At 64.1% G+C, this 12,838-nt stretch carries 11 protein-coding genes, 1 other RNA gene and 1 pseudogene; 5 read left to right on the top strand and 8 right to left on the bottom strand.

Features of this window, described 5'->3' with window-relative positions; genetic code table 11:
• Positions 1-123: 123 nt before the first annotated feature.
• From KBX37_RS30865 to KBX37_RS30890, 6 genes and pseudogenes are all read right to left on the bottom strand, one after another.
• Positions 124-591, bottom strand: coding sequence for a hypothetical protein (locus KBX37_RS30865; protein WP_210779390.1), 468 nt, complete (start codon positions 589-591; stop codon positions 124-126).
• Between the two features lie 285 nt (positions 592-876).
• A complete protein-coding gene (locus KBX37_RS30870) occupies positions 877-2,046 on the bottom strand; it encodes a low temperature requirement protein A (RefSeq protein ID WP_210779391.1) in 1,170 nt (389 codons plus the stop codon).
• A 314-nt stretch (positions 2,047-2,360) separates the two neighbouring features.
• Positions 2,361-2,630: a hypothetical protein gene (locus tag KBX37_RS30875; RefSeq protein WP_157743602.1), complete on the bottom strand. Its 270-nt coding sequence runs from the start codon at positions 2,628-2,630 to the stop codon at positions 2,361-2,363.
• A gap of 17 nt (positions 2,631-2,647) precedes the next feature.
• A pseudogene (locus KBX37_RS36160) lies at positions 2,648-4,443 on the bottom strand (IS481 family transposase).
• A gap of 206 nt (positions 4,444-4,649) precedes the next feature.
• Positions 4,650-5,120: a hypothetical protein gene (locus KBX37_RS30885; RefSeq protein WP_210779392.1), complete on the bottom strand. Its 471-nt coding sequence runs from the start codon at positions 5,118-5,120 to the stop codon at positions 4,650-4,652.
• A gap of 246 nt (positions 5,121-5,366) precedes the next feature.
• Positions 5,367-6,062 carry an MOSC domain-containing protein gene (locus tag KBX37_RS30890; RefSeq protein WP_210779393.1) on the bottom strand — a complete coding sequence of 232 codons (696 nt, stop codon included), beginning with the start codon at positions 6,060-6,062 and terminating at the stop codon, positions 5,367-5,369.
• 1,356 nt (positions 6,063-7,418) lie between these two features.
• Between KBX37_RS30890 and KBX37_RS30895 the strand changes: the two genes are divergently transcribed.
• The 5 genes from KBX37_RS30895 to KBX37_RS30915 all read left to right on the top strand — a co-directional run bounded on the left by KBX37_RS30895 (position 7,419) and on the right by KBX37_RS30915 (position 11,142).
• Positions 7,419-7,646 carry a hypothetical protein gene (locus KBX37_RS30895; RefSeq protein WP_210779394.1) on the top strand — a complete coding sequence of 76 codons (228 nt, stop codon included), beginning with the start codon at positions 7,419-7,421 and terminating at the stop codon, positions 7,644-7,646.
• Between the two features lie 61 nt (positions 7,647-7,707).
• Positions 7,708-8,781, top strand: a complete 1,074-nt coding sequence (locus KBX37_RS30900) for a radical SAM protein (RefSeq protein WP_210779395.1) — start codon at positions 7,708-7,710, stop codon at positions 8,779-8,781.
• Entirely contained in the window at positions 8,753-9,928 is a 1,176-nt protein-coding gene (locus KBX37_RS30905) for a hypothetical protein (RefSeq protein WP_210779396.1), read from the top strand. Before KBX37_RS30900 ends, KBX37_RS30905 begins: the two co-directional genes overlap by 29 nt.
• 54 nt (positions 9,929-9,982) lie before the next feature.
• Positions 9,983-10,210 carry a hypothetical protein gene (locus tag KBX37_RS30910; RefSeq protein WP_210779397.1) on the top strand — a complete coding sequence of 76 codons (228 nt, stop codon included), beginning with the start codon at positions 9,983-9,985 and terminating at the stop codon, positions 10,208-10,210.
• Between the two features lie 707 nt (positions 10,211-10,917).
• Positions 10,918-11,142 (top strand): hypothetical protein, encoded by a 225-nt coding sequence (locus tag KBX37_RS30915; RefSeq protein ID WP_210779398.1) that lies wholly within the window; start codon positions 10,918-10,920, stop codon positions 11,140-11,142.
• A 194-nt stretch (positions 11,143-11,336) separates the two neighbouring features.
• Here the strand turns inward: KBX37_RS30915 and KBX37_RS30920 are convergent, their stop codons facing one another.
• A complete protein-coding gene (locus KBX37_RS30920; protein WP_210779399.1) occupies positions 11,337-12,269 on the bottom strand; it encodes a phosphotransferase family protein in 933 nt (310 codons plus the stop codon).
• A gap of 29 nt (positions 12,270-12,298) precedes the next feature.
• Positions 12,299-12,714, bottom strand: an RNA gene (gene rnpB / locus KBX37_RS30925) — RNase P RNA component class A.
• Between the last annotated feature and the right edge of the window lie 124 nt (positions 12,715-12,838).

Here is a 12,838-nt window from a genome sequence, read left to right on the forward strand (position 1 = left end):
CCGTACGCGACTTGGCAAGAGACTCCAGCAGTTCCCGCTGACCGGGTTCGAGCACCAGTGGCGCTGCAGCACGTGTCACGTCCACAGCTTACTCAAACGGCTAGCTATTTGCGAGACAGAACACTAGCTGTGCGCGACGACCTGCCGGAGTGGATGGCCCAGGATTGCCTCGACCGCGCCGATTTCATCCGGGGTGAACGCGTACTCCGGACGAGCCGGGTTGGCGACTGCGATCTCGAAGCGAGCAAAGCCGCTGGGCCAGTCGAACTTGAGGGTGTCGAGCGCGACTGCCGTCGCGCAGCATGGAACCGTCACAGTCAGGCTGTCGAACTCGCCCTCGGTCTCCTCGATAAGGTCCCCGTACCAGTCCAGCGGGATGTCCCGATCGCAGCGCGGGCACGTGATCTGCTGGATGTTCTCGCCCACGTCGACCACGGTGATCCGGTCATAGAACTCGACCGTCACGTCCTGCTGGACGCCGTCCGGGTCGGGAAACACTCGCCAGACGTACGCTTCCGCCTCGGCGGCTGCTGCGCTGGTCGGCTGCCAGTTGACGTCGGTCGGTATCAGGGAGACGTAAGAGTCGCTCACGGGCGTGATTCTCGACCACGGTCAGTTGGACGCTGCAGCGGCCCTGCCAGCCGCCCGACCCGGACTGCGTCCGGCCGAGCAGTGACTCGATGTGACAGCGGCGGCCAGTCATACGGGGCCCCGTCGCGCGTCAAGTGACGCCAATGTGTCACGCATCAAGTGGAGTCGGACAGCCGGCCGCCGGTGGCACAGCCGGCCGCCGGCGATGTCGGGGTAGTTCTTGAGGCCCGTCTGGCCCCTGTCCCTGACGGTTCGCTCCGCGCAGGGCCGGGATTCGCTGGTGGGTCAGATCAGTGGGGTGGGTGCCTCGGGTGCGCGGCCCCGGGCGCGCCAAGCGTCCGAGCCGGCAATTGCGGCCAGTACCGTAACGGCCGCGCCACCGGCGGCCAGGGGTGGCAGGTACCAGGTGGCCGGGATCAGGAGGCTCAGGGCGAGCAGGCCGGCCAGCCGCGACCGGGAGATTCGACTGAAGACCTGCAGTTCGAAAAGTGACCGCCCGGCCAAGAACAGCGCGGGCCCGCCGAGGATGGCGATGAGCCACTTCGGTTCCGGCCGGCCGAGCGGCTCCATGATGTACAGCTCGAAGCCGACACCGGCCAGGAGGACACCGGCGATCATGAGCAGGTGAGTCCCAGCTACCGCCACGGACTGTCGGGCCGGGTTCCGGGCACCCGTGATGGCAACCGGCAGGACAGTGCCGGCCCGGTAGAAATAGACCCGCCAGAGCAGCACGATGGCGACGAACGCCAGCCCGAACCCGGCCGCATGCGGAGTGCCCAAGTTGCTACCGCTGAACGCCTTGCCGGACACGAAGCCCGCCTCACCCAACGTGATCAAATAGAACTGCTGCAACCGCTCGGCCAGGTGCTCACCCGCGATCGGTGCGCCAGCCAATCGTTGAAAGTGCCTCGTGAACCCGATGTAGCCGATGACCAGCGCGAGGGTCCAGAGCACGGCGCGGAGACCCTCGTTGTGTACCAGCGCGCCCACGATCCACAGCACCGCGCTCACGGCAAGCGGGAGCAGCGCCGGGGTGGAGACCACTGGGAGGCGGAAGACCAGGAGGAGCGGCACGCGGCTTATCCGGGTCGCCACGTAGGCGCCGGCGAAGAGGAGAGCCCGCTGCTCGAATCCCTGCGGTACCGCGACGGACATCACCACGGCGCCTGCCATCGACATGAACACTACGGCCTGGATCACCGGCGATTCCGGACTTTGTCGGCTGGTAACCGCGACCGTCGACAGCCACAGGACCCAGAACGCCAGGAACAACAGGAAGGTCTGCACCACCTCGCCGAACCATTGCTGACTCCCAGCGTTGAGGTCATGGATCAGCCGCAAGCTGAGCTGATTGAGCGCGAACACGAAGACAAGATCGAAGAGCAGCTCCAGGATGGTCGCCCGCCGCCAGCCGGCTTTCTCGCGCATGAGCCGCTCGCCGCCGGGCTCACCCATCCGTCATCAGCCCGGCACAGAGTCCCAACCTGGTCACGGCGCTTCCTCTCGTATCACTCCATACAAACGAGCCAGGAACGACGGAAGCCGCTCGCCACGGCAGAACACCTAGCGCGATCTTGGGAAGCCACACTCGGCGGATGTCACCCAGGTCCTGATACCGATGTCACGCAGGTCCCGAGACCGGGCAGCCGGCCGCCGGCCGCCGGCAATGTCCGGTCTCAGGACCTCCGTGACAGATCAGTCTCGGGACGTGGGTGACACGTCCGGCCAGACGATCTTGTAGTTAGTTATGGGCTCTCGGCAGGGGTCGGTCAAGTGGTGTGCTCGTCGCACTCGGCTTCGAACTCTGCGTGGCGTCGTTCCAGGTATCCCGGCCAGTCGGCTCGCGCGGCGATGACGTCGTCGACGGTGAGCTTGATGACGGCGCAGAAGCCTATGGAGCAGGCGCGGGGAGAGCTGGCGTCGATGAGGGAGACGCCGTGGATCTGGTCGCCGTCGTTATAGAGGCAGAGGACGGGGTGGAAGTGGCAGTCCTCGTAGATCTCGCCGGGTTTGATGTCGGCGGCCTGATCCTGGGTCACGGGTGTCATTGTGCAGGTCATGGCTGTGGTGGGTGATCCGAGGACTTGTGGTTGCGCGGGGGCTCGGGTTTGCGGGCCTTGAACCTGGCGATGTCCTTGGCGGTGGTGCGAGTGACTTCGGTGACGAGTTGGTCGCCGTCGTGGACGCGGAAGGTGGTGTCGGCGGCTTCGACGGTGAGGGTTGCTCCGGCGTGGCGGATGCCGACGTGGATGCGCTGACCGGCGATGACGAGGGATCCGCGGCTGCTGACACGTCGTTCAACCCGCACCGGTTCGGGTGCCGGGGTCGGTGGGGGTCCGGCGGGGCGGGCGTCGCGAATGGTGGCGATCTCGGCGGCGGTCAGGGGGTTGGGCAGGCTGCGCAGCAGGACGCCGCCGGCGCTAATCTGCATGAGGCCGCGGTCGAGTCGGACGGTGACCCGTTGTCCGGCGAAGTGGTAGCCGACGGGGTGCTGCCGTCCGGCGAGGCCGATCAGGCCGGTGGCGTTGACGAGCCGCTCGACCTCGATCGGGGCGCCGGCCTCGGCGGGTCCGGTGGCGATCGGTGGCGGCCCGGCGGGAACGCCGCCGTCGGCGAGGAGCTGGCGCAGGTGAGCGGGAGTGAGCCGGGACGGCACGGTCTTGAGCCGGACGCCGTCGATGAGCAGGTGGACGACGGTGGTGTCGGCCCAGAGAGTGACCGGCAGCCCGGCTCGGAGGGGGCTGAGCCAGAACTGTTGCCCGCAGACGGTGAGGTTGCCCGAGGGGGAACGAGGCGGGTGACCTCCACGGCCAGGCCGACATCCCCGCCGGTGGCCACAGGCGCTGATAGGACGGCGGACGGTGGAGGCGTCGACAGCGGCCGGCGGGGTGCGGGGATCGTGGTAGCCAGCGTCGGCGGAAGCCGCAGCGGCAACTGCTCCCCGGCCGGGCAAGCGGTGAACCGGTCGGCCAGGAACGCCATCCCAAGGGACTGGTGAGGCCGTTCGGTGTTGTATTCGTGGCGGAAGACATCGATCGCTGCTTGGGCTTCCTGCGGGTCGGCCCAGACCTCGACGTCGTCGAGGAGTTCGCGTTGCAGGGTCTGGTGGAACCGCTCGACCTTGCCGGTGGTGGTGGGTGAGCGGGGCTTGGTCAGCCGGTGGGTGATGCCGTTCTCCCGGCAGATCCGGTCGAACATCACCTCCCCGCCACCGCGGCCGAACCGGGCGGTGAACTGCTTGCCGTTGTCCGTCAGGACCTCCTCGGGCACCCCGAACCGTTGCAGCGCCTCGACAAAGGCGAGACAGACGGCGCGGCCGGTGGCCCGGCGGACCACCGCGGCAATGACGCAGAAGCGGGAGTGGTCGTCGACGCCGGTGACAACCTTGGCCTCACCGCCGTCGGCGAGCTGGATGCCGCCGACGATGTCCAGCTGCCAGAGTTCCATCGGCCGGCCCCGTTCCCACCGCCGGTAGTCCTCCCGACGACGCCGACGGGGTATCGGGTCAATCAGGCCGTGCCGGATCAGGACCCGATGCACGGTGATCCGCGACGGGATCGGGCCAGGGCAGTCACGGCGGCCGAGCTCATAGACCAGGCGACGGGCACCCCAGCGAGGGTGGTTTCTGCGCAGCTCACAGATCAGCGCCTCCACCTCCGGCGGGGTCTGCCCTGGGGAGGACCGCGGCCGGCTGGACCGGTCGGCCAGCCCTTCCAGGCCCTCGTCTTGATACCAGGACAGCCAGCGATGCACTGCCTGGCGGGAGACCCCGAACCGTTCGGCGACGTCCGTGACCGTCGACCCGGCAAGCACGTCCTGGACGGCTTGATACCGCTGCTCCATCACGCTTATCTCCACCAACACTCAGCGGAGTGTCACGCAGGTCCTGATACCGATGTGTCACGCAGGTCCCGAGACCGGACATCGCCGGCAGGCGTCTGTCCTGCGTCGGTTGATGTTGACACTGCGGCCTCGGTTGATGTTCGACATGATCGCCCCGGTTTCATGCCGAGCCCGAGACTCGCAGCAAGAGCGGACGTTTGGCTGGCTACGTGTGTCTAAAGCGGATCCAGACGCAGCAGGCCGTTCGGTGAGTAGAAGTACCGGCGTACATGCGGAGCCCAGTCTTCGATCTTCGGGTCTTCCCACTGCGATAGCCACTCAGACAGATGCGCGTGCTCGTCGGTGTATCCGTTGTCCAAGAGCCACTGAAGCGTTTCGCGCCTGCCCGCTCCGAAGATGGCCTGGGCATCGAAGCCGATGCCTAGGTCCATGTCACCGGTGCGGAACTTCGCTCCATACAGGCGGGGCGAGTCCGCGGGATCGCCGATCAGGAACAGCAGGAAGGCTGCTACGTAAATCTGCTCGTACTCGTCGCTCTCGCCCGTGTCCGGGCCTTCGCGCCACGCTCTTTCGAGGCCGAAGATCTCGCGGAGCATCGCGTGGTGGGGGCCAGGATCATCTACGTCAACCATCCGGAGCGCTTCCCGACGCGCAGCCGGACTCGAGACGTCCAAAGACTTGGCCATGGGTGCACGCTAGTCGGAGCTCATCGGCATGAGCGGGGGCGCGTCGCCGAGGCGGTGCGACGGCCGGTCCGCGCAGACCTTGGACGGCCAGCGTTGTCGTGATCATGTAAAGCATCAACCGAACCCGCAATGTCAACCATCATGCGAGACCAGGCATCGCCGGCAGGGCGGTTGTCGGGTATCAGGACCTGGGTGACAGATCGATATCGGGACCTGCGTGACAACTCCGTGGGGCTTGGTGGGGTCTCAGGCCGGGGTCACTTCGACCGCGTCCTGTAGCCGGATACGACCAGGGCGTTCGACTGTTGCCCAGACGCCGAACGTCATGTCGTGGTGCTCGGCAACGGTCCGCAAGAGGTGTCCATGCTGTGGAGCGTCCTCCTGCGCAAGGTCGATCATGACGCATCGGGTAAGTCGCCGGCGTGGTCGCAACACCACCTCGGAACCGATGCGAACGGCTCGCCCGAGCCAGCCATCCTCTGGGAAGTCGCTGCCCGGTACGTCGACGAGCAGATTCGCCCGGAACCGCACTGGGTCGACCGGCTCCCCTAACAGGTCGTGGAGTCGCCGTAGGGCGGCTGTGGTGATGAGGCTTATCGGGCCCTCGTCATGGTGCATGACCTCCGCTTCGCGCTCGATCGTCACGCGCTGGCCGAGCACCTCGCTGACAGTCTCATGCCCCGCGGGCTCGTCCGCAGCGAAGCGGCTTCCGTCTGGCAGTTCGACGACCGGCACCGGATCACCAGAATGTCCGCGGAGCGTGAACAGGCCGGGCATCCGCCGGAAGCGACGGGTGTTCTTCCCGCTGCCCAACTTCCCGTCCGCGTCACGCACGGCCCACAAGCGGTCACCAACTAATCCTCGCTGGTCGACCTCGGCTGTTGTGAGCTGCTCACCGAGCAGTGACTTGATCGGATAACGGCGAATCTCGACTAGCTTCATCGACCTCACCCTAGATCGCCGACCCGAGGAAGATCGTCTAGTGTCACGCGGGTCCTGAGACTGATCTGTCACGGAGGTCCTGATACCCGACAGCCGGCCGCCGGCGATGTGGTTCAAACTTCCTGTACGTCTTTCAAGGCGGCCCTGAACGGGCCGCACGCGCCGCCGCCTGGGCGCGCGCCGGCCGCTGCCGCTGTCGCTCTGCGGCCGTCACGCCATCGCCCGGCGGCTGGCGCGGAGAGCGGGAAGCCGGTGGGCCGCCGCAGAACGACAGGCCGTTGAGCGGTGGTGTGGTAGGCCGGCAGCCGGCCGGGCAGCGCGGCCAGGACCCGCGCGGCGCAGCGGAGCGCACGTCGGCCGCGTCGGCGAGCTGGCGGCGGTCGCGGGGTTGCGGTTACTGCTGCCTCCGGCGGGGCGCTCCGGCTCCAGGATGGCCGGGGCTCCGTCGGCGGGTCGCGGTCCGTGGGTGGTTGCGGTAGCCATCCCGCCGGCCGTCGACCCGGGCAAGCCGAGCAGATCACCGCCCGACCCGCCAGCGTCCGTACGAGCCGTCAAGGTCCGCGTGACGTGGCGGGCCGGGCGGCGGCCCGCTCCCCAGAAGGGCGGGTCGACGGCAGACGGGATGCATCAGGGCGAGATGGCGCAGCAGCACTGTTAGCCAAGGAGGCCAGCTGGATCCCGCAATCACGTCACCATCAGCCGTTACGGAGTGTAGCGTCCAGGTTGTCGGCTGTGTGCTACTTACCCCGGCCTTCGCCCTTACATCCGTATTCACCGTGGAGGAAATGATGAGCGAACGATCGCTCGGCGAAATCCTTGTTGATTTGAATCCTGACGCTATCACAATCGATGCATACGGCCGCGTCGCTAGCGCGGACAGCGTCATCGCCGCAGCTATCCGAGAATTGCAGGGCAAAGTCGAAATGAACACTGAGACCGCAGGCCCGGACGGGTCACAGTGCCACTGCGGGGGCGGCGGGGGCGGCGAGCCTCCAATGAAGGTTCGTGCCGGAGCTCCCGCCGAACCTTCTCCATCTCAACAGTGGAAGCAGGCCAAGCGGTAGGAAGGCCTGGGCACGGCGCGCAAATGAGCAAACGACCATTGTCGGAGATTCTCGTAGACCTAAATCCGGCAGAGAGCATCATTGATGCCTTTGGTCGCGTAGCGAGCGCAGACGACCCACTATCGCCGCCGCCCTTAATGGATTGCAGGACAGATTCGAACTGAGCGGCGGGGCACCTGGCCATAATGGGCCGGCCACCATCATCGTGTCCTTGCAGGGGACGCAATGCATGTTCGGGTGCGAGCCACCGGCCATTGAGGGCCGGCGGCCGTGACGTAAGGAGGACAGGCAGATGAAAGAACGCCCTCTGTCAGAGATTCTGGTAGAACTGAATCCGGCAGAAATTACCATTGATGCCTTTGGTCGCGTCGCCAGCGCAGATGCCGGCATTGCCGCCGCTCTGCAGGAGATCCAAGGCCGTTCCAATCTCAGGAGCGAGGCGGGTGAACCCAACGGATCACAATGCTACTGCGGCGGTGGAGGCGGCGGCGGGCCGATCCAATCGGGTTGCCCGCTATGAGACGACACTGACCTTCGTGTCATGAATTCATCGGATCCATAGCTCTCTCGAAGGTGAAGAGATGTCTGGCGGGTTAACATTGGCTGCTAAAGCCGACCATGCTCAGGAGTTCGCTGCATCGTTTAGCAACGACCTTCTCCATTTAATCTTGCTCCCTACAGAGCAGTGCAACTTTCGATGCACCTACTGTTACGAAGACTTCAGCATAGGAACTATGAAGCCAGCGGTTGTCAATGGCGTCAAGAGATTGATTGAGCGGCGGATGCCGGGCCTTCGTCAACTGCATGTCGCGTGGTTCGGTGGCGAGCCGCTGATAGCTTTGAACATTGTTGAGGACGTTTCGCGCTTCGTAAAGGAACTCTCAGACAGATCGGTAGAAGTCATTTACTCGGCTGAGATGACGACCAACGCCTATCGACTGGACCTGGAGACGGCATCGCGACTCTGTCAGCTAGGAATCGAACAATACCAAATTACGCTTGACGGCCCTCAACATCACCATGACCGAACGCGACTTCAGCGCAACGGCGAAGGGTCATTCGAGCGCATCTGGGACAACCTGATCGCATTGAGGAACAGTGATCTAAGCTATAGGGTCTGTCTACGGGTACATGTAACTCCTGCCAATCTTCCTGACATGCCAGGCTTCATCCGCCTGCTTCGAGAGAAGTTCCTCGAGGACCAGCGATTCTCGATCCTGATTAAGGCCGTCGGCCGATGGGGAGGCCCTAATGACCAAACCATGCAGGTTCTTGAAGGACCCGAAAAGACCCAAGCTCTGAACGCACTTCACGAAAAGGCGCTACCGGGGATTAAGGAAGAATCCATCTATACGCCAGGGGGCGTCTGTTACGCTTCACGCGCCAACTCACTCATGATTAGGGCTAACGGCGAGATCGGCAAGTGTACCGTAGCCCTTTCGGACCCGGCGAATAGCATCGGACGACTGCTCGAAGATGGCACTCTGCAACTTCGTAACTCGGTTCTTAGACCATGGCTCAGAGGATGGAGTTCTGGCGACAGTGAGGTGTTGGGTTGCCCGTTGGTAGGACTCCCGCGGTCGGATGGCCAGCCAGCCCTGCTCCAGATTGGTGCGCGTCCCGTTTATGGATCCGACGTCAATGCCGTCGCCTGAACTTCTGAGCCACTATCCGCGCATTCCTAGAATACCTCTTGAGGAATGGGCGGCAGGTTCACTGGCGTTGATCGCCGGCTCGTTCGACGATGAATTGTCCGCACGCCTGACGCAGTTTTCTGCAATAAACAACGCTGCCCTGATCTTCACATACCTGGACGACCCCAAACTGGCCAAGAAGCTATGTGAGATGGAGTTAGCTTGGCTCGCATCGAAGTCGATGGACGCTGCCGCCGCTGGTTCTTCATCACAGTTGCTCCACTTAGCCATCGATCCGTGGGTTAATCAAGGTCGTCTGCTTGCTCTTGCAAGGTCTACAAGCGAAGCCCTCGACTGTTTCGGTCGAGTCTTTTCTCTCACTCAGGGGGAAGATGTTTGGCTGGGATCATGCTCGATCACTTCCTTTGAATGGAAAGAGATTGAGCGCCTTCATCCAGGACTTCGGTCGACCGCGTATTCTGTGTACATCATCGAGTCTCTGAAAGCCCTGTCTATGGCTGGCGATTCTGCCGGTGTGCTTGCCTTTCTTGACCGACAGCGATGGGCTGAGGGCACGGAGCTTGAGAAGTTTGTGATAGAAGGCAGGCTGAATGGCCTAAGCCAACTCGGCCTGCACCAGGAAGTCATGGAACTTGCTGAGGAAGCTGCTCCTGATTTCGACTACTTTCATCAGGCTGTCTTTGCCCTGCACTCGGCTGAGAGCGGCTACGTTCTTGGGGTGAATAACGCACGACGTGTTGCCTGCGGACTCGCGTCGCTCCTTTGTGGAGGTGCATTCGAAGGCATCCCAAAGACGACAATGCTTAGATTTGTTCTTCGTCTGGGTGAATTGCTGGAGCGGCTTACCGAGCCTGATGCTGCGCTGGTTACATACGTCAAAGGGCTCGAATCGGCCACCACTGTCAATGATCAACCCGCGCAGTGGGAATTCCTGCGTGCTCTACTACGTCTGCCCGTAGCGCATTGCCTGTATACGGAGTGGACCCAACAGCTTTGCCGGATCATCGGAACAACCGACTACGGCCGAGTACGGAGGGCGGAGGGATTGGCGCCCAACCGAATCGATGAGAGGCCGGTTTACGTCGATCTGCGCAGGGCGGTCATTGGCTTTCTGGGTGGTGTAGCCTCGACCGTCCCTCCAACGTAAGGGCCAGGTCACCGTTCTGTCCCGGCTCGACTAAGGCAGAAAGAGAGTCGCCAGATGACCAATCAATCGATTCAGCAGTTTAAGATAAGCATCGAGGGCGACCTGCCGCCTGAAGCAACTGAGAGGATCCATCAGGCGCTTCATCGCGCTCTCCTGCAAGAGTTGGCAAGCCTTGACTTTGGTCCGCAACGCGCCGTCCGGTTTATCGGATTTGATGATCCCGGAGGCGGAGGGACGCAAGGAGCTAGCACCCTGGTTGCGGATATTCGAGCTGAACAATGAGCCCAGAAGCTAGCTCTGAAGGTCGAGCCTTATGCCCAAGTGGGCGGTGCTCGGAGGACTCGCATGTCTTGGGCATCTTTGCAGTTGACGGTAGAGTCGCATACTTTAAGCCACCGATTCCTTTGAATAGGAGATTGGCTGAGGAGTTGAATGCGGCCGATAATGTCAATGCGCGATTTCGTTTCGCTGAGCCATGTCTAGAGGGTGGTTGTGCACACTGGAAGCGCGACCGATGTCGAGTCATCGATTCGGCATCCATGTCACCAGAGCTGCTATCCTCTGCTGAAAGCCTCCCGCTTCCGCACTGTTACATTCGCGCTAGTTGTAGATGGTTTTCGCAGCAGCGTGAGCTCGCATGTCGCGTCTGCCCACTAGTTGCGCGATCGCCCGAATCCTTAAACAAATGACAGTGCCAGCCTCCGTGGGTAGCTGCGGTAGGGTCACCGACCTATCCGGTCTATATAGGGCGGGTGGCTGAGTCTCGATGCTGGCCTCAGGCATGTGGGGGAGCCTATCGGTCGGGTCGACGGCAAGCGGTGGGTGACTATCTGGGTGACGATCAGGACGAACGTCAGCGGACGGGCGTGGACATGGGAGCACGGTTTGCCCAGCTCCCCGTCGATGGAGCAGCCAGGTCACCGAGTCGTGCTGGTTGCCTGGGGGTCAAGGAGTCGTCGGGGCCGCACGGACACCGGCAAGATGTTGGCGTGTTGACCGAGCCCGTCACCGCTGGCCGGATGGAGCTGGTGGATGACCTGGAAGGGCTGCCCGGCAGTTCCGGCGGCTGTCTTCTTGCCCTCACGTTGGAGGTGCCGGTCTTCCTTCGCGTTGGCGACGTCTGGTGGGTTGAGGACGAGGTGCTGTACGTCCAGCGAGGCGACGTCCCGGCTGTGGCGCATCGAGGCCGCCTCGAATGGCGTCGGAAGTGGTAGCGCCGGGGCCGTGGGGCACACAGGGGGCACAAGACACCGTGAAACGTCGTCAACTAGCGAACAACGATGAGAGCCCGAGACGCCGTGTGAGCAGGTGCCGGACGGTGTCGCCGCTGGTAGCGGGATAGCGGCTCTCAGTTCCGCTTCAACGTCTGACCTTGGAGCTGGCCGGCAGTTGCCGATCAGAGGGGTGCCTAAGAAGCCAGCCGGTGCTCAGCCGCGTTGAGCCGGCCGACCCATGCTTGCGCCTCAATGGACCCTTCCGCTGCGTCAGAGAAGCAGAGCAATCCCTGTACGACCACGGCGGGTAGCACCGTCATCAGGTGTTCGGCAGCTCCGTAGGCGGCGATCACGGCGGGCCATTGGGAGGGGTCGACGGACGACAGCAAGAGCCAGGCGAGGTCGATGACGCCGGGGGCGGCCGAGACGTCTTCCCAGTCGAGAAGTGCCAGTTCCGCGTTCGGGCCGGTGCGGACGTTGCGTGCGGATGCGTCGCCGTGCACGAGGGTGAGCGGGCCTGCCGAGGCGATGTCCTGCTCGACCTCTGGCACGCGCCCGACGAGCCGCTCAGCAAGCGTTCGTAGGTTGGCGGGTAGGTCAGGGCGTGCTACCAGGGCCGGCAACGTCCGGTCGAACAAGTCGCCGACCAGCTCGGCGGCTGCACCTACCGGACGCAGCCACGGCCACCTCAGCGGAGCCTGCCCTGCCCACTGCTGATGCATGCGCGGCAGCAGCTGGGCGTGCGCGATCGGGTCGGCTCCCGCTCGCCATGCAGAGAGGTCTTCGAGAATCAGCGTCGTGCCTTCAGGCGTGATCTCCGAGTGAAAGCAGGTAGGCACGCGGACGCCCAGGACCGGGGCGATCTCGCGATAGAAGCGCACCTCAGCGCGGAACATGTCCAGGACATCGGGAATCGACCCTGGCTCTGGTACGCCTCGACGCTTCACAAACCCGTGCACTGCGCCCATGTTACGAGAGCTGCCCGAAACAGGCTGACCGCGAGGCATGCCGGCGGGGACCGCTCCGGGCCGTCGCTGGGCCGTGTGGGCCGTCGCTGGGCCGTCAAACGGCGACCAGAGATGACCGACGACGACCAGCAGTACCAGAAGAAACAGCAGGTCAGCCACCACGTAATGGCGGCTGACGTGGTGGGCGACGGACGAGTCGACCTGTACGCCGGATTCTGTGCGCGGCGCGTACCCCTCGCGGGGTACGGGCCGGCGGCGGCCATCCATCTCGGCCTGCCGTTGCCGACAGGCTCATGCGGCCTACCCGCAGACATCGGGCGGGCAACCCTCAAGCGTCTGCGCCGGGTCGTCATCTTGCGGTGACGACCCTTTCTTGGCCTTGCTCCGGGTGGGGTTTACCGAGCCACCCCGGTCACCCGGGGTGCTGGTGGGCTCTTACCCCACCGTTTCACCCTTACCGACCCGATGGGCCGGCGGTCTGTTTTCTGTGGCACTGTCCCGCGGGTCACCCCGGGTTGCCGTTAGCAACCACCCTGCCCTGTGGAGTCCGGACGTTCCTCGGCGGCGGGCCGGAGCCCGCCGACGCGACCGCCCGGTCGACTCGTCCGTCGCACCCTCATCCTAACGACGCGGCGTCCCCGCCCATTTCCGCCCCGGACGGCCACCCGAGGAGTCCCCGTTGCCCGGTTTGCGGCGTGTCGCGGTGGGCCAGGGGCCGGGACACCGCG

It is taken from the genome of Micromonospora sp. U56, from assembly GCF_018070095.1.
Taxonomy (GTDB): domain Bacteria; phylum Actinomycetota; class Actinomycetes; order Mycobacteriales; family Micromonosporaceae; genus Micromonospora; species Micromonospora purpureochromogenes.